The sequence below is a fragment of the Klebsiella sp. CN_Kp106 genome, from assembly GCF_040064575.1.
In the GTDB taxonomy this organism is placed as follows: Bacteria; Pseudomonadota; Gammaproteobacteria; order Enterobacterales; family Enterobacteriaceae; genus Klebsiella; species Klebsiella michiganensis.
In genome coordinates this window covers 1-23,953 of sequence record NZ_JBEAIG010000044.1, presented here as the reverse complement: position 1 = coordinate 23,953, position 23,953 = coordinate 1, and the positions used below count along the sequence as shown (strand labels likewise).

The following is a 23,953-nucleotide window of genomic DNA, read 5'->3' as shown; positions in this document are numbered from 1 at the left end:
CTCTTCTTATATTTAACAGGATGATTTATACATAATCGGTAAGCCCTAAGCAATAACGTACAGAGGACAAATATTAACGATCTTTCTGGCAGAGGCGCGATGAACACTGCCCGTATCAGTATTAAAGAAAAATTTAGCTATGGGTTAGGGGATACCGGCTGTAATTTAGTCTGGCAGACGGTGATGCTGTTTATGGCCTGGTTTTATACCGACGTATTTGGTTTAAGTCCGGCGCATATGGGGACCATGTTTCTCGCAGTCAGGGTGTTAGACGCGGTCACCGATGTATTAATGGGGGCGGTGGCGGATCGTACCCGGACTAAATATGGGCAATTCCGCCCTTATATTTTATGGTTCGCAATTCCTTTTGGCGTACTTTGCTGCTTAACGTTTTATACGCCGGATTTCGGCTATACCGGTAAGCTGATTTACGCCTATGTTTCTTATACCTTATTATCGCTGGTCTATACGGCGATTAACGTTCCGTATTGCGCGATGATCAATAATATCTCTAACGATTCCCGCGAGCGCGTTTCGCTTCAGTCCTGGCGCTTTGCGCTCAGTACGCTCGGCGGTCTGATTGTCTCGCTGACCGCGCTGCCGCTGGTGGCCTGGCTGGGTCAGGGTAATGTGCAAAACGGCTATTTTTACACCATGATTGTGATGGGGTGCCTGAGCATCATTCTGTTCTTTATCTGCTTCGGCCTGACGAAAGAGCGCTACACCACGGATATCGCGGTCAACAATCAAAGCAGCATTCTTGACGATCTGAAAACCCTGCTCGCCAACAAGGACTGGCGCATTCTCTTCGCGCTCAACGTCGTTAACCTGATTGCGGTGCTGTTTAAAGGCGGGACCACGCTCTATTACGTCAACAACATTATGGGGCGGGCGGATCTGGGCAGTCTGCTGCTGACCACCACCCTGGCTTCCGGCGTGCTGGGGGCGATGCTCTCCCCGTTTATCTTTAAAAATATTGATAAAGTGAAAGGGTTTAAAATCTCGATGGCCATTGAGGCGGCGCTGCTGATAGGCATGTACTTCGTCCCGGCGGGGAACGTGGCCGCTATCTTTGCGCTGGTGATTATCATCAATATTATTCAGCTGGCCGCCACGCCGCTGCAGTGGAGCATGCTGTCCGATATTATCGATGCGGAAGAGAAACGCAGCGGTAAAAAGCTCAGCGGGATCGTTTTTTCAACGAACCTGTTTGCCATCAAGCTGGGGATCGCCATCGGCGGCGCGCTGGTGGGCTATATGCTGGCATGGGGCGACTACGTTGGCGGCGCAGCGCAGCAAACCGACTCCGCGCTGCAGATGATCAAGCTGCTGTTCACCGTCTTCCCCGGGGTGCTGGTGGCGCTGCTGATTGTTATCATGAGCAAGTACAGCCTGGACGATAAACGCCTGTCGCGCCTGGCGCAGGACGACCTCCCGGCGTAACGGACTGTCGCCCGGCAGATGGAGATAATCGGCGCATCTCTATTCTACTGGGCGAAGTTTGCGTATAAACTCGCGGGTTTTAGTGTTCCGGAGGCACAAAGGCGATGAGCCAGGTAGAGTTAAACGGTGAGTTATTCACATTAGAGCGGTTCCCGCCGAATGCTGAAGAGGAAGCGCTTCAGGCGTGGGAAGCGGCGGATGAATATCTGCTGCAACAGGTGAATGACGTCGACGGCCTGACGCTCATTTTCAATGACAGCTTTGGCGCGCTGGGCTGCGCGCTGGCGGAACGCAACCCGGTCAGCATCAACGATTCCTACGTATCTGAGCTGGCGACCCGCTACAACCTGCGGATGAACGGCATTGATGAAGAGAGCGTACGTTTTCAGGATCCCCTGAGCGAACTGCCTGCCGCGCCGGCGCTGGTGCTCATTAAGGTTCCGAAGCAGCTGGCGCTGCTGGAGCAGCAGCTGCGTGCGCTGCGCGAGGTTGTCACGCCGGAAACCCGCATCATCGCCGCCGCGAAAGCGCGGGATGTCCACAATTCCACCCTGGCGCTGTTTGAGAAGATCCTCGGCACCACCACCACATCGCTGGCATGGAAAAAGGCGCGGCTGATTTTCTGTACCTTTACCGCGCCTGAGGTGGCCGATGCGCCGCAAACCTACAGCTGGCCGCTGGACGGTACGCCGTGGACGATTCACAACCACGCCAACGTGTTCGCCCGCAGCGGCCTGGATATTGGCGCACGCTTCTTCCTGGAGCATCTGCCGGCAAATATTGAAGGCGAGATCGCCGATCTTGGCTGCGGCAACGGCGTGATTGGCCTGAAAGCGCTGGCTTTAAACCCGGACGCCCGGGTGATGTTTACCGATGAGTCCTATATGGCGGTCGCTTCCAGCCGGCTGAACGTCGAAACCAATATGCCGGATGACCTCGAGCGCTGCGAGTTTGTGGTGAATAACGCGCTGTCCGATATTGAGCCGGACCGCTTCGCCGCCATCCTCTGCAACCCGCCGTTTCATCAGCAGCATGCGATCACCGATCATATTGCCTGGCAGATGTTTAACGACGCCCGCCGCAGTCTGAAGTACGGCGGCGAGCTGTATGTCGTCGGCAACCGCCATCTCGATTATTTCCGCAAGCTGAAACGCGCGTTCGGTAACTGCACGACGATCGCCACCAATAATAAATTTGTGGTGTTGAAAGCGACAAAGGTGCGCAAACAGCGCTGAGCGTTATCGGCTTTCCCGGTTTCCCCGGCTACCGGCCGGGTTTCCTTTCCCTAAATCGACAGCGCCAGCCGGGTGCCCTGAGCGATTGCCCGCCGGGCGTCCAGCTCCATCGCCACGTCGCAGCCGCCAATCAAATGCACCGTTTTACCCGCCGCCTGCAGCGGATCGGCCAGCTCGCGGCGGGGAACCTGACCGGCGCAGATAATCACATGATCAACGTTAAGCACCTGAGATTCGCCGCCGATCGTCACATGTAGGCCGGCATCATCGATCCGTTGATAGCTGACGCCGGGGATCATTTTGACGCCGCGGGCCAGCAGGGTGGCGCGGTGGATCCAGCCGGTGGTTTTCCCCAGCCCGTCGCCGGGCTTGCTGGTTTTGCGCTGCAGCATCACGATCTGGCGCGGGCTTTTAGCCAGCAGCATCCCTTCCGGGCGTAATCCGCCCGCGCTCTGCAGGCTGGTATCGATCCCCCATTCCGCACAGAACTCGTCGATATTCTGGCTGGTGGCGACGCCGGACTGGCTGAGGTACATGGCGGTATCAAAGCCGATCCCGCCGCAGCCGATAATCGCCACCTTCTCGCCGACCGGCGCTTTATCACGCAGGACATCGAGGTAGCTCAGCACCTTCGGATGATCGATCCCGGCGATATCCGGCATCCGCGGGGCGATCCCGGTGGCGAGGATAATCTCATCAAATGCCCGCAGATCGTCGGCCGTCACCCGGGTTTCAAGCCGCAGCGCGACGCCGGTAAGATCCAGCATCCGGCGGTAATAACGCAGAGTTTCATGGAACTCCTCTTTGCCGGGGATCTGTTTGGCGATAGTAAACTGGCCGCCAATCTCATGGTGCCCGTCAAAGAGCGTCACCTGATGCCCGCGCGAGGCGGCGTTAACTGCAAAGGCCAGGCCGGCAGGACCGGCGCCGACTACCGCCAGCCGCTTCGGTGCGGTCGCGGGCGCTATCGGCATCAGGGTTTCATGGCAGGCGCGCGGGTTGACCAGACACGAGGTGACTTTACCGGCGAAGATCCGATCGAGGCAGGCCTGGTTGCAGCCAATACAGGTATTGATCTCATCCGCCCGCCCGCTCTGTGCTTTAGAGAGAAATTCGCTGTCGGCGAGGAAAGGGCGGGCCATCGATACCATGTCGGCGTCTCCGCGGGCCAGGATCGCCTCCGCCACGGCGGGATCGTTAATCCGGTTGGTGGTGACCAGCGGGATCGACACCGCGCCTTTCAGCTTGCGGGTGACCCAGCTAAACGCGCCGCGCGGTACCGGAGTGGCGATGGTGGGAATGCGCGCCTCGTGCCAGCCGATGCCGGTATTGATAATCGTGGCCCCGGCGGCCTCAATCGCTTTCGCCAGCGCGGTGACCTCCGCCAGGGTGCTGCCGCCGCTGACCAGGTCGAGCATCGACAGGCGGTAGACAATAATAAAATCGCTGCCCGCGCGCTCCCGCACGGCTCTGACCACCTCTACGGCAAAACGCATGCGTCGGGCGTAGTCGCCGCCCCACTGGTCGTCGCGCAGGTTGGTGCGCGCGGCAAGAAATTCGTTAATCAGATAGCCTTCCGAGCCCATCACTTCGACGCCGTCGTACCCGGCTTCCCGCGCCAGCTGGGCGCAGCGGGCAAAATCATCGATCAGCTGTAAGATCTCTTCGTGGCTCAGTTCGTGAGGCGTAAAGGGGTTGATCGGCGCCTGCAGCGCGGAAGGGGCCACCAGCTGCGGCTGGTAGCTGTAGCGCCCGGTATGCAGGATCTGCAGCGCGATTTTGCCGCCCTCCTCGTGTACCGCATCGGTGATATGGCGGTGATGAGCGAGATGGCTGGCGTCGTTAAGCACCGCGCCGCCCGCCATGGTGACGCCGGAAGGCGCCGGGGCAATCCCGCCGGTGACGATCAGCGCCACCCCGTGGCGGGCGCGCTCGGCGTAAAACGCCGCCAGCCGCTGTGCGCCGTCCGGCAGCTCCTCCAGGCCAGTGTGCATCGAGCCCATCAACACGCGGTTTTTGAGCGTTGTGAACCCCAGGTCAAGCGGGGCGAAAAGCGACGGGTAGCGGCTCATAATCTCTTCCAGTGTAAAATTATTGTTATGTGGTCGGATGAGTTACTAATTTAGCCGCCGCGGGCGAAAAGGGAAAAGGGGAGTGCGGCGATTGTGATGGGATTCAAAGAACGGCGGAAGGTTCTCCCTTACCCCGGCCCTCTCCCTCCGGGAGAGGGAGAAGGGCGGAATGGCGCTGGGGCCAGTTATGCCCGGACGGTTTCTTCTCCTGTAGGGGAGAGGCTTAGGGTGAGGGGGCAACAGGGGCACGGCGCGTCAGCCCCGGCGCCTGCCACATCGAGGTCGTTAATCCGCTGTCCACCAGACCGAGCTGCTCGGCGTACACCGACTGCCATTTGATCATCATCTCGTGATACAGCTCGCGATGCGCCGGATTAGGCGTAAATTCCCGGTGCCAGCTCACCAGCTTCTCGCCCGTCGCCGCCATATCGCCGTACAGCCCGGCGCCGGCGCCGGCGGCGATCGCGCAGCCCAGCGCCGTCGCCTCGCGGACCTCCGGCACCCGCACCGGGAGGCCGGTGACATCGCTGAGGATCTGGCTCCACAGCGCGCCTTTTGAGCCCCCGCCCGCAAAGACCAGGCTGTCAAACCGCACGCCGGAAAACTGCGAAATTTGCGCCAGATTACAGGCAGAGACAATCGCCGCGTTCTCTTCCAGCGCGCGGAAGAGGGTGGCCTTATTGCATTTTTCCGGGTCGATGGAGAGGTTAATAAACGACGGCGCGGCGTGGTACCACTGCTTAAAGTGCATGGCGTCAGAGAAGATCGGCATCACCCCGTGGGAACCCGCCGGCACGCGGCTGGCCATCTCTTCGAGCAGGCTATAGGCGTCGACGCCGAGGCGCCCGGCAATCAGCTTCTCTTCCGCGCAGAACGCGTCGCGGAACCAGCGCATGGTCAGGCCGGTGAAGAAGCTGATGGATTCCGCCTGCGCCATGCCGGGAATGACGTGCGGGTTAACGCGAATATTCATCTCCGGATCAGTTCGGACTTCCGGCAGATTAACCACCTGCTGCCAGAAAGTGCCGCCGAGCACCGCCGTCTGCCCGGCGCGCACCACGCCGAGGCCCAGGCAGCCGAGCTGGACGTCGCCGCCGCCCATCACCACCGGCGTGCCCGCGCGCAGCCCGCTTTGCGCCGCCGCCGCGTCGGTCACCGCTCCCAGTACGCTGCCGGTCTCTTTGACCGGCGAGAGAATATCGGCCCGCAGCCCGGCCATATCCAGCAGCGCCGGGCGCCAATCGCGGCTGAAGAGGTCGAGCATCCCGGTGGTTCCGGCGTTAGAAGGGTCAACCGCCAGTTCGCCGGAAAGCTTTGCCGCCAGCCAGTCGCTGATCATGGTGATGGTCGCCGCTTTGCGGTAGATATCCGGGCGATGATGGGCCAGCCACAGCAGGCGCGGCATGGCGCTCAGTGCCAGGGTCTGCCCGGACACGCCGTACACTTCGGATTCAAAACGGTCGTCGTGGATCTCTTTGAGCTCCGCCACCTCGCGGCTGGCGCGGGCGTCAACGTTGGCGCAGGCCCAGATGGCCTCGCCGTTGCGGTCGTAAAGCACGATGCCTTCACGCATCGAGCAGCAGGCCACGGACTGAATATCCGCCGCAGAGAGATGGGCGGCGGCCAGCGCCTGACGGATACACTGACAGGCCAGCTGCCAGTTGGTGCCAAGGTCGAACTCCATCGAGCCGGGGACATTGTCCACGCTCAGGTGCTTCCATTCGGCCTGGCCGACCGCTATCTGGCGGCCCTGGAGATCGAATACGACCGCCCGAATGCTGCCGGTCCCGGCATCTAACGCTAACAGGTAACTCATGACATGCGCCTCGCTCGTGTTGCGCGGCGCAGGGCCGTTATGAGGCCAGCGTCAGCACCGCGCGTGCTGTTGTCTCTTCCGTTACCAGGCCATTAATCCGCTTGCCGATAAGGGCCGCGTAAATCGCCTGCGCTTTTTCTGTGCCCCCGGCGACGCCCACGATGGTCGGCAGCTGCGCCAGCTCATCAAGGGTGACGCCGAGCAGTTCCCGATGGATCTCCAGCCCTTCAACCGGTTTGCCGTCGGCCTGCAGGAAATAACCTAAAATGTCGCCGACCGCGCCTTTGCGGGCGTACATCAGCTGTTCGCCTTCGCTGATATAGCCGGAGCGCAGGATGGTGGCGTCCCGGCGCTGGTCAATGGCGCCGATACCTACCACCGCCGCATCCGCCGCCGTCGCGGCGAGGATCACGTCGCGGACGCTCGATTCCCGGCGCAGGATCTCCGCCACATCCGCCGATGACACCCTCAGCGGCGCGGGGATCATACTGACGCTACAGGCGGCATCCAGCTGGCCAATGCCGGTCATATACGGGCCCACGCCGCCGGAAAGCGTCACCAGCCGAACCTGCTGGGAGCCGATAAACCCGCTCAGATGCTGCAGGCAGCTCATGGTGGCTTCGCCAAAGCCCACCGCCAGCAGCTGTCCCGGCTCCAGCACGCCCATTAACGATTGCGCCGCGCCAATCCCCAGACGGGTGTTCATCGGCGGGGTATTCAGCGCCGGCAGCACGCGGGCAATTTTCAGACCGAAACGCTGCTGAAGTTCGGTTTCCAGCGCCAGGCAGCCCTCATAGCGCGAATTAATCTGGACGCGGATCACCCCCGACTGGCGGCCCTTCTCCAGCAGGCGGGAGATCTTTAACCGCGGCAGCCCTAAACGCTCGCCGATGTCGTTCTGCGTCAGGCCGTCGTGGTAGTAACACCACGCCACCCGCGCCACCAGCTCCTCCTCGGCTAACGCCAGCCCGGCGTAGCGGCTCTCTTCCGTAATGCGTTTTTCGCTCATAAATTGAACTCTTATAAAAATTTAGATCATATGTTCGTTATTGCGCGGTCGGAAAATGTGAGCCGACTGGCAAAACGGATCTTTCGTTGTCCGCTGGTTTTCTTCAAACGATCGAAAGCATAAAACTGTGATCGTTGCACGGTTGTAAATATAGTTCACCGTCTACGCTTTTGAACATTATTAATTTAAAAAATCTTTTGTTCAAAATGAGGCGCGATGATGAAGCCACTGCTTGAAGCTCGCCAAATCGGCAAACAGTTCTCCGGCGTCACCGTGCTGAAGCAGATTGATTTCACGCTGCTTTCCGGCCAGGTGCACGCGCTGATGGGCGGTAACGGCGCCGGAAAATCGACGCTGATGAAGATTATCGCCGGGGTAGAGACCCCCGACAGCGGTGAGCTCATCCTCGGCGAACGTACATTTGCGCGCCTTACTCCCGCCCAGGCCCATCAGCAGGGCGTGTATCTGGTGCCGCAGGAACCGATGTTATTCCCCAATCTGACGGTGCGGGAAAATATTCTTTTTCGTCTGCCAAAGCGGGCGGATACCGAGGCCCGCCTGCAGGAAAAGCTTCAGCAGCTTAGCTGCCAGCTTAACCTTGAGGCGGCGGCCAGCACCCTGGAAGTCGCCGACCAACAAATGGTGGAGATCCTGCGCGGGCTGATGCGCGACGCGCAGATCCTGATCCTCGATGAACCCACCGCCTCATTGACGCCGGGGGAAACCGAGCGCCTGTTTCGCCAGATCCGCTCTTTGCAGGCGCTCGGCGTCGGGATCGTGTTTATCTCGCACAAGCTGCCGGAGATCCGCCAGGTCGCCAGCCACGTCTCGGTGATGCGCGACGGCGCGGTGGTGCTGAGCGGGGAAACCGCGCACTACGGCGACAATCAGCTGATCGGCGCAATGACGCCCGTCAGCCGCGATCGTGCGCTGAGCGACACGCAAAAGCTGTGGCTGGCGCTGCCGGGCAATCGCCGCACTCAGGCGCAGGATTTCCCGGTCCTTAGGGTTGAAGATCTGACCGGAGAAGGTTTTATCGATCTCAACCTGGAGATCCGCGCCGGGGAGATCGTCGGCCTCGCCGGGCTGGTCGGATCCGGGCGCACCGAATTTGCCGAAACGCTCTACGGTCTGCGACCGGCGCGCGCCGGGCGGGTATGGCTGGAAAACCGCGATATCAGCCGCGACAGTACGCGCGCCAGGCTGGCCTGCGGGCTGGTCTATCTGCCGGAGGACAGGCAGGTTTCCGGGCTGTTTCTCGATGCGCCGGTGCGCTGGAACACGGTGATGTTTAACCAGCCGTCGCTGTGGCAGCAGAACAGGCGCGAAGCGGCGGTGGTGGAGCGCTATCACCGGGCGCTGGGGATCAAAATGGCCGATGGCGATCGCCCGGTGCGCACGCTCTCCGGCGGTAACCAGCAGAAGGTACTGCTGGCGCGCTGCCTGGAGGCTAACCCGCTGCTGCTGATCGTCGATGAGCCGACCCGCGGCGTGGACGTTTCCGCCCGCGCCGACATCTATCAGCTGTTGAAAAGCGTCGCCGCGCAGAACGTGGCGGTATTGATGATCTCCAGCGATCTCGACGAGTTCGTTGGCCTGGCCGATCGGGTGCTGGTGATGCATCAGGGCAGGCAGAGCGGCGAGCTGGCGCAGCAGGCGGTCAGCGTTGACCGGATGATGACCCTGGCCTTCGGAGGACAGGCATGAAAACGTTATTAAAGAATCGTGAACTGAGCGCCTTTCTCGCCATCGTGGTGCTGTTTGCCGGGCTGGTGGCGCTCAACCCGGCTTATTTCAGTTTGCAAACCCTGGCCATGATCTTTGCCAGCGCGCAAATCCTTTGCCTGCTGGCGCTGGGGGCAACGCTGGTGATGCTCACTCGCAATATCGACGTTTCGGTAGGCTCCACCGTCGGCCTGAGCGCTATCGCGACAGGCGTGGCGCTGAATAGCGGGTATGGCCTGATGACCGCCATCGCCTTCGCGCTGGCGATCGGCGCGCTGGCCGGCGCCTTTAACGGCCTGCTGGTGGTGGGGCTGCGCATCCCGGCGATTGTCGCCACCCTCGGCACCCTCGGGCTCTATCGCGGGGTGATGCTGCTGTGGACCGGCGGTAAGTGGATTGAAGGTTTACCGAACAGCCTGAAGGCGCTGTCGGAGCCGGCGTTCATCGGTATTTCGCCGCTGGGCTGGCTGGTGCTGGCGCTGCTGCTGGCGGGCGGCTGGATACTGTCGCGCACCGCCTTTGGCCGTGATTTTTACGCCGTCGGCGATAACCTCGCCGCGGCCCGCCAGCTCGGGGTGGCGGTGAACCGCACGCGGATGCTGGCATTTACCCTTAACGGCATGCTGGCGGCCTGCGCCGGGATTGTGTTCGCCGCGCAGATTGGCTTTGTGCCCAATCAGACCGGCAGCGGCCTGGAGATGAAGGCCATCGCCGCCTGCGTGCTCGGCGGGATCTCGCTGCTTGGCGGTACCGGCACGCTGCTGGGCGCTTTTCTCGGCGCCTTCTTCCTCACCCAAATTGACACCGTGCTGGTGCTGTTCCGTCTCCCGGCGTGGTGGAACGACTTCATCGCCGGCCTGGTGCTGCTCGGCGTACTGGTGCTCGACGGGCGGCTGCGTCAGGCGCTGGCCCGCCATCAGCGGGCGCTGAAGTACAGCCGCTTTCAGCCCGGTAATAAAGGGGGCAAGCGAGTGGCCCCGTTTCCCGAACGCAAAAACAAAGAGGTGGCGTAAATGAAGCTCAACTGGGAAAGCGCGCTGCTGGCGCTACTGGTGCTGGAGATCCTGCTGTTTGGCGCCCTGAATCCGCGCATGCTGGATCTCAATATGCTGCTGTTCAGCACCAGCGACTTTATCTGCATTGGCATCGTGGCGCTGCCGCTGACGCTGGTAATTATCAGCGGCGGGATTGATATTTCGCTCGGTTCCACCATCGGCCTGTGCGCCATCGCGCTGGGGGTGATGATGCAGGCGGGCTGGCCCATGAGCCTCGCGATCCCCCTGACGCTGCTGCTCGGCCTGCTGTGCGGGTTGCTGAACGCGGCGCTGATTCATTACACCGGCATTAGCCCGCTGGTGATTACGCTCGGCACCCTGTACCTCTACGGCGGCGGCGCGCTGCTGCTTTCTGGCATGGCCGGGGCAACCGGCTACGAAGGCATCGGCGGATTCCCGGATAGCTTTACCGCCTTCGCCAACCTGACCCTGTTCGGCCTGCCGATACCGCTGGTGCTGTTCGCCGTTATCACCTTTTTCTTCTGGCTGCTGGCCCACCGCGGGCGCTTTGGGCGGCATCTTTTTCTGCTCGGGCAGAACCCGCGCGCCGCGCGCTACGCCGCGCTTTCCGTTAACGGGATGCCCTACGCGCTGTATGGCCTGGTGGGCGTGACGTCGGCGGTAGCGGCGCTGGTGATGGTCTCCTATTTCGGCTCGGCGCGCTCGGACTTAGGCCGCGACCTGCTGATGCCGGCGTTGACCGCCGCGGTGCTCGGCGGGGCCAATATCTACGGCGGTTCCGGCTCGATCGTCGGCACGGCGCTGGCCGCGCTGCTGGTGGGCTATTTACAACAAGGTTTGCAAATGGTCGGCATCCCCAACCAGGTGTCGAGCGCGCTGTCAGGGGCGCTGTTGGTTGTGGTGGTGATGGGGCGTTCGCTGAGCCTGCACCGTGAATGGGTGCGGATGAGCTGGCGGCGTCTTTTCTCGCGTAAAACAATCGGAGCATAAAATGAAAACAAAACTGATCGTGCTGGCGATGGCGCTGGGTATGGCATCGGCCCAGGCGGCGGACCGTATCGCCTTTATTCCTAAGCTGGTTGGCGTCGGCTTCTTTACCAGCGGCGGTAACGGCGCGAAAGAGGCGGGCAAAGCGCTCGGCGTGGACGTCACCTACGACGGCCCGACCGAACCGAGCGTCTCCGGCCAGGTGCAGCTGATCAACAACTTCGTCAACCAGGGCTACAACGCGATTATCGTCTCCGCCGTATCGCCGGACGGGCTGTGCCCGGCGCTGAAGCGGGCGATGCAGCGCGGGGTGAAGGTCCTGACCTGGGACTCCGATACCAAACCAGAGTGCCGCAGCATTTATATCAACCAAGGGACGCCGCAGCAGCTCGGCGGCCTGCTGGTGGAGATGGCGGAAAAGCAGGTGACGAAGCCTGCCGCCAAAGTGGCGTTTTTCTACTCCAGCCCGACGGTGACCGACCAGAACCAGTGGGTAAAAGAGGCGAAGGCCAAAATCGAAAAAGCGCATCCGCAGTGGGAAGTGGTGACCACGCAGTTTGGCTATAACGACGCCACTAAATCGCTGCAAACCGCCGAGGGGATCTTAAAAGCGTACCCGGATCTCGACGCCATTATCGCCCCGGACGCCAACGCGCTTCCGGCGGCCGCCCAGGCGGCAGAGAACCTCAAGCGCCAGGGCGTGGCGATTGTCGGCTTTAGTACTCCGAACGTGATGCGCCCCTACGTGGAGCGCGGCACGGTAAAAGCCTTCGGCCTGTGGGACGTGGTGCAGCAGGGCAAGATCGCGGTTAACGTCGCCGATCGTCTGCTGAAAAAGGGCGATCTTAACGTCGGCGACAGCGTTGATGTGAAAGATCTCGGCGTCCTGAAAGTCGAGCCCAACAGCGTACAGGGCTATCAGTATGAAGCGAAAGGCAACGGCATCGTGCTGCTGCCGGAGCGGGTGGTGTTCACCAAAGAGAATATCAATAACTACGATTTCTGATGGAGAATGAGATGGCTGATTTAGACGATATCAAAGAGGGAAAAAACTTCGGCTTAGACCGTCCGCAGCAGAATACGCTCTATACGCTGAAGGGCTGCGGGTCGCTGGAGTGGGGGATGCAGTCGCGGCTGGCGCGTATCTTCAACCCGCAGAGCAACCGTACGGTGATGCTGGCGTTCGACCACGGCTATTTTCAGGGGCCGACCACCGGGCTGGAGCGTATCGATCTCTCTATTGCGCCGCTGTTCGAAGAGACCGACGTGCTGATGTGCACCCGCGGCGTGCTGCGCAGTCAGGTGCCGGCGGCGACCAACAAACCGGTGGTGCTGCGCGCTTCCGGCGGCAACTCGATCCTTAGCGAGCTTTCCAACGAGTGCGTGGCGGTGGCGATGGAGGACGCGCTGCGCCTGAACGTCTGCGCGGTGGCGGCGCAGGTCTATATCGGCAGCGAGCATGAGCATCAGTCGATCAACAACATTATCAAGCTGGTGGACGCCGGCAACCGCTACGGTATGCCGGTGCTGGCGGTAACCGGCGTGGGCAAAGAGATGACCCGCGACGCCCGCTACTTCTCGCTGGCCAGCCGCATTGCCGCCGAAATGGGGGCGCAGTTCGTGAAAACCTACTTTGTTGAGGAAGGCTTTGAGAAAGTCACCGCCAGCTGCCCGGTGCCGATCGTCATCGCCGGGGGCAAAAAGCTGCCGGAGCAGGAGGCGCTGGAGATGTGCTGGCGGGCGATCGACCAGGGGGCTTCCGGCGTGGATATGGGGCGGAATATCTTCCAGTCCAGCGCGCCGCGCGCGATGCTGAAGGCGGTGAAAAAAGTGGTGCATGAGAACCTGAGCGCCCGCGAGGCGTATCAGTTCTGGCAGGAGGAAAAACAGGGAGAGCTGCAATGAACGTAACGCTGGTAGAAATCAATATCAAACCGGAACGGGTCGACGAGTTTCTTGAGGTGTTCCGCGCCAACCACGAAGGGGCGCTGCAGGAGCCGGGCAATCTGCGCTTTGACGTCCTGCAGGACCCGGAGGTGAAGACGCGCTTTTTTATCTATGAAGCCTATATCGACGATGACGCGGTGCTGGCGCACAAGAAAACCCCGCACTATCTGGCCTGCGTGGCGAAGCTGGAGGCGTTGATGTCGCAGCCGCGGCAGAAGCGCAGCTTTATCGGCCTGCTGCCGGAGGTGTAAGACGAGCCCTCACCCCGGCGGGGTGATGGGACATCGTAACTACTTACGGAAAAACTCGTTATACAGCATGTACAGATGCGCCGCGCTCCAGGAGAAGTTCGGTGCGCCCTGCTGAGCGCCGGTGAGCGGATTGTAATTCTCCTGAATCGGGCCATCGGAGGTTAACCCCCGGGCGTGCCTGAAGAAGGCGTCCGCCAGCTGCAGCGCCTCTTCGCGGTGGCCGTAGCGCTCCATCCCTTTCAGGCCGAACCAGAACTGGTCCACCCACACGCGGCCGCGCCAGTAAATATCCGCGCCAAACGCCGGATTCGTTAATGCGGCGGTACCCAGCGGTACGAAAGTATTGAACTCTTTGTTGTCCAGCATCACCGAAATGACGTCATCGGCATGCGCCTGAGTGGCCGCGCCGTTGAACAGCGGCGACCAGCCCTCCGGCCCTTTGCCGCGCTCGACGATCGGCTTACCGGCACAGCCGTTTGCCAGCGGCTGTGCTTCAATGCGAATGTCGTAATAGAATTTGCTCTGCGGGTCGAACATGCAGGTGTTGATATAGTCGGCGAGCTTTTGCGCCAGCGCCCGGTAGCGTTTTGCCTCCTCCGGCTTGCCGAGAAGGGTCGCCATTTCCGCCAGATAGTGGTTGTCGCTGTACATATAGCTGGCCTGATCGACCGACTCCTGCAGCAGCGAATAGCCGAGCAGATTGCCGCTTTTATCCCGGTTTTCAGCAAATTTCACCGTCCAGTCGCTGCGTTTGCCGCCGTCGGCGATGTATTTATCCAGCTGATCTTTATCGATAAAGCCGAAGACCGCCGCGTCGTCGCGCCCCGACTCCCAGGAGGCGGCCACCTGTGCCGGGATCTCCAGGCTGTCGTAATCGCCCTTCGCCGTCACCTGCTCGTAGGTTTTCAGGCCGGAAAGCGTCCGTTCTTTATCGCCCTTTTTCACGGTAAACAGCATCGCGCCATCGGCGGTGTTGTGCGCTTTATCGCGGGTCGCACCGTACTCCGGCACGCCGTTACCGTTGTGGTCGCGGTTGCGCAGCCACCAGTCATGGTAGGCCACCAGCTTCGGGTACATTTCCGCCAGCCAGGCTTTATCTTTCGTGACGTTATAGACTTCCATCACCGACCAGGCCGCCAGGCTCGGTTTGGTATTCCGCTCGTTCCAGTTGCTGCCGTCGCCGCCGCGCTCCGGGCTCAGGTTCCAGGCGATCAGATCCGGAATGAACCCGGCATCCTGCGGCCGCACTTTATCGTCGGCGGCAATCTGCCAGGAGAAGACGGCGCGGATGTTCTCTTTCGCGATCTCCGGGTTGAAGTGGGCCATGGCGTAGGCCTGCTTCCAGGTATCCCACGGCCAGGTCTGGTTGCCGGAGAACCAGCGCCCGGTTACCGACGGCGTGACTGTGTTGTGCTTAACGGCGCCGCCCGGCGCGCGCCAGTTGCCGTTAAGGGTTTCGATCGCTTTCACCGCCACCCGGGTTTGCTGCGCCGTGGCATCAGGATTGGTCAGCCCCTTTTGCAGATAGCCGTTCCAGCGCGCCTCGGAAGCGCGCAGATAGTGCGCCGGTCGCGCCAGAATATCGCGGATTTGCGCTTTCTCAAGGCGCACCTGCTCGGCGTTCAGCAGGTGCGAATAGGTGGTATAGAGCGTGGTCGAGCCGTTGATTTGCGCGCTGCTGGTGAATCGATGGCCATCGATTTGGGTGACCGTCGGCAGGGAGCGATGGATCTGATACTGCGATTCGCCGGAGGTCATTAAATCCGATGCGGAACGGACTTTACCGAAGCTGACCGTCACTCCGTCGTGGGTCGCGCTCAGGCGGCGATGATAGTCCGGGAAGGCCTGGTCGATGGTTTGCGTTGACTGCGGTTTCCCCTCTTTGGCGGAGAGCGTCTCCAGCAGCTCGCCGTCCCAGACCAGCTTAAGCGGACCGCTGCTGGTGATTTTAGTCTCCAGTAAAGACGTGTGCGCGCTGGCAAAACGCAGGGTCATCTCGATCTGTACGCCGGGCGCGGAGAGCGTTTGCACCAGCGCCCCGGGCAGGCTCCAGGCCTGCATGGTGAAGGCGACTTTTTTGCCGTTCTGGTACACCGTCAGGCGATCGAAATGGGTCGCCATAAAGTTGATGTACTCCTCGGTGAGCAGCGCGGGCCCCGGAAAGCTGCCCATGGTGGCTGGACCGTCCGGCAGCAGATGCCCATGCCATGCGCCCAAATCGAAAAACGGGTTGAAACGCTGGTGGTCGTCGCCATCGAAATCCTGCATCGCCTGCGGCGCGCCGCTGCGGTTGATAACATTTTTAAAGTCATCCGCGGTCAGCGCGTGAGCGGAAAAGCTTAGCAGCAGGGCGCAGGCCAGCGGCGTCAGAGTGGTGATGATTTTCACGGTATTGATATCCCTTTTTACCAATAGAAATATTGCATCAGGAAAACCTGGTCGCTCGGGTCTCCGGAGGCGTTTTTCATGTAGAAGCGGCTGTCCGCGGCGGTCGCGAACCGTCCGCCGCCATATTCGTACCAGATGCCGAACTGCATAAACGAGGTGGTTTCCTCGGCGGCGCGATCCGGGCGGTGTTTGGCGTAGCTATAGGCGGTAGAGAGATACACGCCCTTGAGCGCTTCATACATGGCGCTGGCCATAAAGCCGGTCTCCGTTCCCGGCACGTTTTGCCCCCTGGCGCGCCCGGTATGGTGCCAGGCGCGGGCGGCGAGGTTGGGGGTGAGAATACCGGTTAACAAGAGCTGACCGGTACCGTCGGTCAGCTCAAGACCGTTCATCCAGGTGACCTTTTCGGCAATATCGTACTGGACGTAGCCGTTGATCATCGCCGGGTAGGTATATTTATCGTCGTAGCGGTCGTATTTGCCGAAATGGAGCCACGCTTTGCTTTCATCGTGGTGCCCGGCGGGCGTGGCGGTCACGCTGTAGCGAAAATCTCCCGCCAGGTTCTGCACCTTGAGCGCGTACATAATATCGCGCGTATTGGGGATCACGTAGCCGAGGTCGGGTGTGAAATCGCCCCACCACTGCAGATCGTCGAGCGATGAATCCTGGCGCAGGCTGAGCATAATCTCGGTGCTGCTATCGGTTTTATATCCGCCGTAGAGGCGGTTTATTCCACCTTCGAATCCGCCCCAGCCGTGATCCGGTACCCAGGCATTCCCCTGACGATCGGCCTGAACCGTCCAGCCTTCGCCATAAATTAAGCCAAACCAGCTGCCGTGCTTTATTTCCAGCCCGCCTTCAATATAGGTGCCATCGCTATATTTATGTTTATCCTCGCCTTCTAAATCCATATATCCGCCGACCCCCAGTTCACCGTAAAAACGATAGGAAGTGGCGCTCAGTTGAGGCGTTTTCATGTCATCATGTTCCGCCGGATGAGCAACATCAGCCGCTACGGCAGGTGTGCAGAAGGCCAGGGCGGCAAGCGCCCCGTAAATCAAGTTATTCTTTTTCATCGCATTATTAAGAGATATTGTAATTTATTATTTTAGGGAAAATGGCTTATGACGCGTCGGAAGCCGGCGCCGCTTCAATTCTTTTTTCTTCTACCGTTAATCCCTTCACGTATTTGCTGTATTTCCACCACGCAAATCCGAGGAAGATAACAATGCCGCCGACGTTATAGAAAATAATGGTCAGAATATTGCCGCCGGTGGGAAAGGTTGAGGCGACGAAGCCGATAGCGAAAATAACAATCAGCATCGAGACCACCGTAATACCGGTGGTGCGTGAGCCCATTTTAAAATCGCGCGGCAGATGATCGAGCCTGCGGCGCAGGTTGAGATACGCCAGCATGATAAACAGCGGCGGCAGCATCGAGGCGGCGGCGGTCATATTGATGATGGTGTTCATTAAATCCTGCACGGTGCTGGAGCCCATCATAGGGATAATCATCAGCGGAATCACAATCAGGAACTGGATCCACGCCGCGCGCGCCGGTACGCCGTTTTGATTGAGCTCGACGGTTTTTTTACCAAATATGCCGGCCGGGATTTCGGAGAAAAAGATTTTGACCGGCGTCGCGGTCCACATTAATAACGAACCAAACATGGCGGTAAAGGAGACCAGGCCGACAAAACGGTTGACCACGATTTCCGGCAGGCCAAACCAGACCGCCATGCCGTGGAAGACCTGTACCGATCCGCCGGTATATTTCAGCTCTTTACTGCTGATAAACACGTTAATCAGCACCGAGGAAATGGAGTACAGCACGCCAATCACGATCCCGGCGAGGATAATGACCTTAACGAATGATTTCGATCCGCCTTTCACGTCATTGACGTACACCGCGACGGACTCGGCCCCGCCGGCCGCCATAAAGATCCAGGTGGTGATGCCGAGGAACGCCCAGTTAAAGTTCGGGATCATTGCATCCACGGTAATCGGATCCGCTGGCTGAATACCGCCCACCAGCGCGCTGCCGGAAAGCAGAATGTAGGAGAGCGTCAGCAGCAGCATTAACGATGAAGTGACCGAGGTGATTGGACCCAGCATTTTTGCGCCGTTGGTGGACACCCAGGTCGACAGGGCGAACAGCGCCATGCTCAACATCGTGGTAGCGACGGGCGTCAGAATGTACTCGTAGCCGAGGAAGGCGTAGGAGGCATACGCGATGACTCTCGGCAGCAGCGAGGTGAAAAAGAACAGATTCACGAACCAGTAGGTATAGGCGGTAATAAAGGCCCAGCGCCCCCCTAGCGAGCTTTTCACCCAGGCATAAACGCCCGCTTCGGAGTTTTTATTCAGCGAAACGAATTCCGCGATGATCAGACAGAAAGGAACAAAGTAGAGCAGGGTTGCAAGGAAGAACATCGGCGCCGACGCTAGTCCCAACTCAATATTGTTATTGATCACGTTATTAAAACTGAAGACGGCGGCGAAGGTTAGCGACAGCAGGCCAAACTTGCCGATGGTATTACGTTTGATATCAGACATAACACATCTCCACACATTGTCCTTCAGAGAATGGCAGAAGGGGATTGTGTTGTTTGTAGGGTAGAGGTAGTTAAGTATTGCGGTTAATTTTAGTAAAAATTTTAGTAAATAAAAGCGGTAAAAATGAATTGCTTTAACTCGATCACGAAAATGGTTGAGCGCGAGATCCTGGCTGGCGGGTAAAAAAATCCCGCCGGGCGATTTAACGCTGGCGGGAGGAACGGTCGCTTATTTCACCGGATTTACCGCTGATTTCAGCACCGATGGTTGGCTCTTGCGCTGTTTTTTCTCAAAGCGGGTTATCCACCACCACGCGAGTCCGGAGAAGACTGCGGTCATAAAGACGTTAATGAAGAAGGCATTCACCAGATCGACCCCCGGTGGGAAAGCCGAGGCGGTCATGCTGACCAGGAAAATCACCATTAGCATCGACACCACGGCCATCCCAACCTTTCGTGACCCCATGCGGAAGTCGCGCGGCGTGTCGTCGTGTTTCCAGCGGAAAACAAAGTAGGCGGCCATGATAAACAGCGGCGGTAGCATCGCGGTACCCGCGGTCAGGTTGATAGCGGTGTTCATCATTTGCTGAACGCTGGCGGAGCCGAAACCGTTCACGATGAGCATCAGAAAGACGAAGACAAATTGCCACCAGGCGGCGCGCACCGGCACGCCGTGGACGTTCAGCTCGGTGGTTTTTTTGCCATAGATGCCGGCAGGAATTTCAGAGAAGTGAATTTTTACCGGTGCGGCGGTCCACATCATCATGCTGCCGAAAATGGCGATAAACAGAATGATGCCGACGAAGCGGCCCATCAGCGCTTCTGAAATATGGAAATAGGCGCCGAGGCCGGTGAAGATTTCCACCATGCCGGCCGCATAGGTCAGATCTTCACGTGCCACAAAGACGTTGACCAGCAAAGAGCCCAGCGCGTACATGCCGCCAATCAGGATCCCGGCGGTGATGATGACTTTAATAAACGATTTCTGCCCACCTTTGGTGTCGTTCAGGTACGCGGCGACGGTTTCAGCCCCGCCTGCCGCCTGGAAAATCCAGCACATGATCCCCAGCGTCGCCCAGTTGATGGTAGGCGCCATGGCGTGCAGCGTAATCGGCTGCGCGGGGACATGGCCCGCGCCCAGCGCGGTAAAAGCGCCGACCACGTAAATCGCAAATAGCGCGAAGACGCCATACGCCACGCATTCGGAGATTTTCCCCAGCCAGGTCGCGCCTTTAGTGGAAATGTGGGTGGCCATGGCGAACAGGACGATAGAGATCAGCGACGTGACCATCGGCGAGAAAGGAATGGCGTAACCCATAATGGCGTACGAGGCGTAGGCCACCACGTTCGGCAGCAGCGACAGGAAAAAGAACAGGTTCACAAACCAGTACAGGAACGAGCCGAGATAGGCCGCGCGGGTACCTAAAGGCTGCTTCAGCCAGGCGTACATACCTGATTCGGAATTCTTATTCGCTGACACGAATTCGGCGATGATAAACACAAACGGAATAAAATAGACCACCGTCGCAAACAGAAAGATAGGGGCGGAGCTGAGCCCTAACTCGATGTTGTTATTAACAATATTTCGTACGTTAAATACGGCGGCAAACGCCATCGACAGCAGGGCGAATTTACCTATTTTGGCGCGAACTGATTCGGACATAAGTCCTCCGAAAAATTATCTGGCCCGCATTGAGGGTTAGGGCCGGGAAGGCCAGCGAGTCGATCCGCTGGCCTCATCTTGCTTCACGCGGGCTTACTTATTCAGGAAGTAGCCGTCTTCGATAGTTACTCTGAGCACCACCTTTTTGACCGGCGAGTCGCAGATAAAGCGATAGGCTTCATGGGTGTCGCAAATCACCATTTGTCCTTCGTGAACCTGCACGGTTTCACCAATGCCTTTCAAATATTCACGGTCGGTTTCATCGCGATAGCAGGCCACGGTCTGCAGCTGCTCTTTGGCGGCAAACTCAATTTTTTGCTGACCCTGAAGGTAGTAATGCACCTCGAAATAGCGGCGGTTGCCAACGAACAGCGCATCCGTGGTGCTGTCGCTTGCCACGCGATAGGAGAGCGAATCGCCGATAGAGTGGGCCACCCCGGGCCGAATATTGTCGATGTTATTAATCGCTTCTACGCAGCGCTGCCATTTACGCCCACTGTGATAAATTTGCTTAAACTGTTCTAAGTTATCGAGAATTCTCATTTTTCAGCCTCGCTGTGTGAATCGGAGGAAAAGAAACCGGCGCCAAAGCTATGATTCGCCAGCGTCTGCGAGGAAGCGCTCCCGCCTTCCAGCGGCAGCAGCGTAAAGCCATAGTTGAACGGTTTGAGCCACACCCGCCAGCTATCCAGCACCTCGCTCCCCCAGGAGTTAGAGCCCAGGCCGAGCAGTTGGGCGTCGATATTCAGGGTGATGTCATCGCTGCGACGCAGTTCGTTACAGTGCTGCGCGGCGTGCAGATTCTCCGCCGTATAGTGCCAGGCGCTGATGTTGAGCGGATCGCGCGGGACCACCATCAGACCGCTGCCGTGACGGTCGGTAAACGCGGCCCAGCGGACGTGCTGGCGGTTGCCGTTGTTCTGTGGGAACGGATAGTTCACGAACATGTCGTCCACGGTGGTGCGCCAGAGGTCAATGATGTTGCTCTGCTGGCTGTCGGCGTAGTTTTCGCCGGGACCGCGCCCGTAGTAATCCACCTGTTCAAACTGGCCGTTAATGCCCAGCATAAAACCGATGCACGGCACGATGTGCGGATAGTCGCCGTAACGTTCGCCCGCAAGCTCAACGTTAATATGCCCCTGTGGGGTAATCTGCCAGCGGTAGGTGCAGCGCATGCCGAAATCGAAAACCGGCGGGGCGATGATGCTGCGGGCGGTGATAATCACCGTATCGCCGCGCTGCTCGGCGCTGAATTCGCGCAGATGCTCCTGCATGATTTGCAGATGATTTGGCTGCCACAGCCCTTCGTATTCCTGCTTGTGGTTATCAATCATTGGCTTGAAGAAGTTAATCTTCGGCTCACGGGTCACCTGGTCTACGCCGTTCACCTGCCATTCGCTCAGTTTGCCGCTGACTTTCGAGAACACCACGCGGAAGTTATGCCCGGTGATGCTGTAGCTCAGTCGTTCATCAACTATCCGTAGCGGGGTTGCGCTGGCATTTATCAGCGGCGATTTCGTTGCCGTCTGTTCTTTTAGCCGGAACTGGTAAATGGCGATCGGATGGTTAGCCTCGCTGTACGGCGTACGGGAATCTTTGGTTACCATGATGTTGACGAAGGTTTCGCGATCGTCCAGCTCCGGCAGGTCGATAGTGATATCGCGGCCGCTGTTTGGCGCAAGATCGCGCACCTTAAGCTGCTGGCTGGCAAGCGTAGTCCCTTCGGCGCGCACTTCCACGCGCAGGGTGTAGTCATCCAGCGTCGAGAACCAGAGCTTATTGTCGATGCGCAGCTCGCCGCGGGTGATGTCGATCGCCTGAACTTTTACCGGGGCGATAACCTGCTTGTACTCTCTGAGCCCGGGTCCAGGCGTCTGGTCGGAGAAAATCAGCCCGTCGAGGCAGAAGTTGTAGTTATTGGGATAGTCGCCGTAGTCGCCGCCGAATTTGTACCATACCGCGCCGCTGTCGTCGGTGGCCTGGATTCCGTGATCGCACCACTCCCATACGTAGTGGCCCTGAATACTGTCATGCTGATAGAACACGTTCTGGTATTCGCTCAGCCCGCCGGGACCGTTGCCCATCGCATGGGCGTATTCGCAGATAATCCGCGGCTTGGCATGCGGATATTCCCCGAATTCGTTCATCAGCGGCACGCGGGTATACATGGTGGAGATGATATCCACCACCTCCGCGTCGCGATCCTCTTCGTAATGCACCAGCCGGGTATCATCGATCGCCTTAGCGGCGTGATACATCGCGCGAATGTTGCAGCCGTAGCCGGACTCGTTGCCCAGCGACCAGATGACGATCGACGGATGGTTTTTCTGCGCGTGGACGTGGCGCACGATCCGCTCAACGTAAATATGCTCCCATGCCGGGTCATCGGTGATGGCGCTCAGGTTGCCGACGTTGGCGAAGCCGTGGGATTCGACATCGGTTTCCGCCATCACGAACAGGCCGTAAATGTCGCACATCTCATAGAAACGCGGGTCGTTGGGGTAGTGGGCGGTACGTACCGAGTTGATATTGTGCTGCTTCATCAGCAGCAGATCTTTCTCAACGCGATCCATCCCTACGGCGCGGCCCTTCAGATGGTCGTTGTCGTGACGGTTAACGCCGTGGAGCATCACGTAGCGGTTATTGATATAGAACAGGCCGTTGCGCACTTTGATATCGCGAAAACCGACGCGCTGCGGGATAACTTCGATAATCTCCCCGGCGGCGTTTTTCAGCGTCATCACCAGGTGATAGAGGTACGGGTTTTCCACCGACCACTGCTGCGGCGCCTTCACGTCGATCGCAAAGTCGACGTTCAGCAGCTGGCTGACGCTCAGGCGCGGCGTTGCGCCTTCATACAGCGCCTTTTCGCCGTCGAACAGTGCGTATTCCAGCGTCGCTGCGTCCGGCTGCGCGGCGAGATTTTCCAGCACCAGCTGGCAGGAGAGCGTGGCGTCGACGTAGTCATCGTTAAAATCGGTGCGCAGAGTGAAGTCCTGGACGTGAAGCGGGTTTTTGCCCATCAGATACACGTCGCGGAAGATACCCGCCGACCACCACATATCCTGATCTTCTATATAGGTGGAGTCCGCCCACTGCATGACGCGCACGCAAAGCAGGTTGTCGCCGGTTTTTACCGCGTGACTAATATCAAACTCCGCCGTCAGGCGGCTGCCTTTGCTGAAACCGATGTACTGACCGTTAACGTACACTTCAAAATAGGTTTCGACGCCATCAAATTTAATCAGGGTCTGCTGGCCCTGCCAGCCCTCGCTGAGGGTGAAGATACGCTGATAGGCGCCGGTAGGGTTGTCGGTCGGCACGTAGGGAACGTCAATCGGGAAAGGAAAGCCTTCGTCGGTGTACTGTAGCTGGCCGTGGCCTTCCATCTGCCACATTCCCGGTACGGTAATCGGCCCCCAGTCGCTCATGTATTGCGAGGTGAACGCTTCCGGCACCCGCAGCGGGTTGTTAAAGAAGCAGAAGTTCCACTGTCCGCTAAGGGACAAAAAGCGGCTGCTGGTTTCACGGGCGAAGGTTCGCGCCTGGGCCTGCGAATCGTAAGAGAAGAAATAGGCGCGCGGAGGCAGCCGGTTTTCATGAGTGAGTTGAAGATTTTCCCAGCGATTCATATCGCCTCCCTGAACGGACTAAACGGATGGAGTTTATTTTAGTAAAACTTTTACTAAATAAAACCGCCGGGAGCGATTTACTTTAACTCGATCACAAAATGAGCGTTACCGGACGCCTGCGGTTAGCGTCGGGAAGGGGACATTCCCGGAGGCGATGCTGCGCATCTGTCCGGGCTACCGTTTGGCAGACGGCGGTGAACCCGTAGCCCGGGCA

17 protein-coding genes are annotated in these 23,953 nt (G+C 59.0%); 8 read left to right on the top strand and 9 right to left on the bottom strand.

Features of this window, described 5'->3' with window-relative positions; genetic code table 11:
- Positions 1-99: 99 nt before the first annotated feature.
- Positions 100-1,443 carry a glycoside-pentoside-hexuronide (GPH):cation symporter gene (locus ABLU96_RS11635; protein WP_046878299.1) on the top strand — a complete coding sequence of 448 codons (1,344 nt, stop codon included), beginning with the start codon at positions 100-102 and terminating at the stop codon, positions 1,441-1,443.
- Between the two features lie 104 nt (positions 1,444-1,547).
- Complete coding sequence (gene rlmG, locus ABLU96_RS11630; RefSeq protein WP_014839608.1) at positions 1,548-2,678, top strand: 23S rRNA (guanine(1835)-N(2))-methyltransferase RlmG; 1,131 nt, start codon at positions 1,548-1,550, stop codon at positions 2,676-2,678.
- Positions 2,679-2,728: 50 nt separating this feature from the next.
- Here rlmG and ABLU96_RS11625 read toward each other — a convergent pair whose 3' ends face one another.
- The 3 genes from ABLU96_RS11625 to lsrR form a co-directional block, all read right to left on the bottom strand.
- Positions 2,729-4,750, bottom strand: coding sequence for an NADPH-dependent 2,4-dienoyl-CoA reductase (locus tag ABLU96_RS11625; protein WP_064404298.1), 2,022 nt, complete (start codon positions 4,748-4,750; stop codon positions 2,729-2,731).
- Between the two features lie 223 nt (positions 4,751-4,973).
- Complete coding sequence (gene lsrK / locus ABLU96_RS11620) at positions 4,974-6,566, bottom strand: autoinducer-2 kinase (protein WP_064404296.1); 1,593 nt, start codon at positions 6,564-6,566, stop codon at positions 4,974-4,976.
- Between the two features lie 37 nt (positions 6,567-6,603).
- Positions 6,604-7,575 (bottom strand): transcriptional regulator LsrR, encoded by a 972-nt coding sequence (gene lsrR, locus ABLU96_RS11615; RefSeq protein WP_004105944.1) that lies wholly within the window; start codon positions 7,573-7,575, stop codon positions 6,604-6,606.
- Between the two features lie 219 nt (positions 7,576-7,794).
- On the opposite strand from lsrR, the gene lsrA reads away from it, so the two are divergent.
- The 6 genes from lsrA to lsrG are packed head-to-tail and all read left to right on the top strand — an operon-like array spanning position 7,795 to position 13,501.
- Positions 7,795-9,282 carry an autoinducer 2 ABC transporter ATP-binding protein LsrA gene (gene lsrA / locus ABLU96_RS11610; RefSeq protein ID WP_014226925.1) on the top strand — a complete coding sequence of 496 codons (1,488 nt, stop codon included), beginning with the start codon at positions 7,795-7,797 and terminating at the stop codon, positions 9,280-9,282.
- Positions 9,279-10,313 carry an autoinducer 2 ABC transporter permease LsrC gene (lsrC, locus tag ABLU96_RS11605; protein WP_014226924.1) on the top strand — a complete coding sequence of 345 codons (1,035 nt, stop codon included), beginning with the start codon at positions 9,279-9,281 and terminating at the stop codon, positions 10,311-10,313. The genes lsrA and lsrC overlap by 4 nt, the downstream gene beginning before the upstream one ends.
- Positions 10,314-11,306 (top strand): autoinducer 2 ABC transporter permease LsrD, encoded by a 993-nt coding sequence (lsrD, locus tag ABLU96_RS11600; protein WP_064404294.1) that lies wholly within the window; start codon positions 10,314-10,316, stop codon positions 11,304-11,306. It begins immediately after the preceding gene.
- 1 nt (position 11,307) lies between these two features.
- Complete coding sequence (gene lsrB / locus ABLU96_RS11595; protein ID WP_064404290.1) at positions 11,308-12,309, top strand: autoinducer 2 ABC transporter substrate-binding protein LsrB; 1,002 nt, start codon at positions 11,308-11,310, stop codon at positions 12,307-12,309.
- An 11-nt stretch (positions 12,310-12,320) separates the two neighbouring features.
- Complete coding sequence (lsrF, locus tag ABLU96_RS11590; protein ID WP_004125444.1) at positions 12,321-13,208, top strand: 3-hydroxy-5-phosphonooxypentane-2,4-dione thiolase; 888 nt, start codon at positions 12,321-12,323, stop codon at positions 13,206-13,208.
- Positions 13,205-13,501 (top strand): (4S)-4-hydroxy-5-phosphonooxypentane-2,3-dione isomerase, encoded by a 297-nt coding sequence (gene lsrG, locus ABLU96_RS11585; protein WP_004854408.1) that lies wholly within the window; start codon positions 13,205-13,207, stop codon positions 13,499-13,501. The genes lsrF and lsrG overlap by 4 nt, the downstream gene beginning before the upstream one ends.
- A gap of 39 nt (positions 13,502-13,540) precedes the next feature.
- On the opposite strand, the gene ygjK is transcribed toward lsrG, so the two are convergent.
- The 6 genes from ygjK to ebgA all read right to left on the bottom strand — a co-directional run bounded on the left by ygjK (position 13,541) and on the right by ebgA (position 23,739).
- Positions 13,541-15,889, bottom strand: a complete 2,349-nt coding sequence (gene ygjK / locus ABLU96_RS11580; protein ID WP_032751967.1) for an alpha-glucosidase — start codon at positions 15,887-15,889, stop codon at positions 13,541-13,543.
- 17 nt (positions 15,890-15,906) lie between these two features.
- Complete coding sequence (gene ygjJ, locus ABLU96_RS11575) at positions 15,907-16,965, bottom strand: protein YgjJ (protein ID WP_064404288.1); 1,059 nt, start codon at positions 16,963-16,965, stop codon at positions 15,907-15,909.
- Between the two features lie 46 nt (positions 16,966-17,011).
- Positions 17,012-18,445 carry an amino acid permease gene (locus ABLU96_RS11570; RefSeq protein WP_004854403.1) on the bottom strand — a complete coding sequence of 478 codons (1,434 nt, stop codon included), beginning with the start codon at positions 18,443-18,445 and terminating at the stop codon, positions 17,012-17,014.
- Between the two features lie 228 nt (positions 18,446-18,673).
- Positions 18,674-20,107, bottom strand: coding sequence for an amino acid permease (locus tag ABLU96_RS11565; RefSeq protein WP_014226913.1), 1,434 nt, complete (start codon positions 20,105-20,107; stop codon positions 18,674-18,676).
- A gap of 93 nt (positions 20,108-20,200) precedes the next feature.
- Positions 20,201-20,650, bottom strand: coding sequence for a beta-galactosidase subunit beta (locus tag ABLU96_RS11560; protein ID WP_014226912.1), 450 nt, complete (start codon positions 20,648-20,650; stop codon positions 20,201-20,203).
- Positions 20,647-23,739 (bottom strand): beta-galactosidase subunit alpha, encoded by a 3,093-nt coding sequence (ebgA, locus tag ABLU96_RS11555; RefSeq protein ID WP_064404286.1) that lies wholly within the window; start codon positions 23,737-23,739, stop codon positions 20,647-20,649. Before ebgA ends, ABLU96_RS11560 begins: the two co-directional genes overlap by 4 nt.
- Positions 23,740-23,953: the final 214 nt, after the last annotated feature.

Excerpts from the sequence above, each read along its gene's own strand:
- lsrR (WP_004105944.1), bottom strand. The coding sequence starts at position 7,575 with ATGAGCGAAAAACGCATTACGGAAGAGAGCCGCTACGCCGGGCTGGCG.
- ABLU96_RS11565 (WP_014226913.1), bottom strand. The coding sequence starts at position 20,107 with ATGTCCGAATCAGTTCGCGCCAAAATAGGTAAATTCGCCCTGCTGTCG.
- ebgA (WP_064404286.1), bottom strand. The coding sequence starts at position 23,739 with ATGAATCGCTGGGAAAATCTTCAACTCACTCATGAAAACCGGCTGCCT.
- lsrA (WP_014226925.1), top strand. The coding sequence starts at position 7,795 with ATGAAGCCACTGCTTGAAGCTCGCCAAATCGGCAAACAGTTCTCCGGC.
- ABLU96_RS11560 (WP_014226912.1), bottom strand. The coding sequence starts at position 20,650 with ATGAGAATTCTCGATAACTTAGAACAGTTTAAGCAAATTTATCACAGT.
- rlmG (WP_014839608.1), top strand. The coding sequence starts at position 1,548 with ATGAGCCAGGTAGAGTTAAACGGTGAGTTATTCACATTAGAGCGGTTC.
- lsrC (WP_014226924.1), top strand. The coding sequence starts at position 9,279 with ATGAAAACGTTATTAAAGAATCGTGAACTGAGCGCCTTTCTCGCCATC.
- ygjJ (WP_064404288.1), bottom strand. The coding sequence starts at position 16,965 with ATGAAAAAGAATAACTTGATTTACGGGGCGCTTGCCGCCCTGGCCTTC.
- lsrF (WP_004125444.1), top strand. The coding sequence starts at position 12,321 with ATGGCTGATTTAGACGATATCAAAGAGGGAAAAAACTTCGGCTTAGAC.
- lsrG (WP_004854408.1), top strand. The coding sequence starts at position 13,205 with ATGAACGTAACGCTGGTAGAAATCAATATCAAACCGGAACGGGTCGAC.
- lsrB (WP_064404290.1), top strand. The coding sequence starts at position 11,308 with ATGAAAACAAAACTGATCGTGCTGGCGATGGCGCTGGGTATGGCATCG.
- ABLU96_RS11570 (WP_004854403.1), bottom strand. The coding sequence starts at position 18,445 with ATGTCTGATATCAAACGTAATACCATCGGCAAGTTTGGCCTGCTGTCG.
- ABLU96_RS11625 (WP_064404298.1), bottom strand. The coding sequence starts at position 4,750 with ATGAGCCGCTACCCGTCGCTTTTCGCCCCGCTTGACCTGGGGTTCACA.
- lsrK (WP_064404296.1), bottom strand. The coding sequence starts at position 6,566 with ATGAGTTACCTGTTAGCGTTAGATGCCGGGACCGGCAGCATTCGGGCG.
- ABLU96_RS11635 (WP_046878299.1), top strand. The coding sequence starts at position 100 with ATGAACACTGCCCGTATCAGTATTAAAGAAAAATTTAGCTATGGGTTA.
- lsrD (WP_064404294.1), top strand. The coding sequence starts at position 10,314 with ATGAAGCTCAACTGGGAAAGCGCGCTGCTGGCGCTACTGGTGCTGGAG.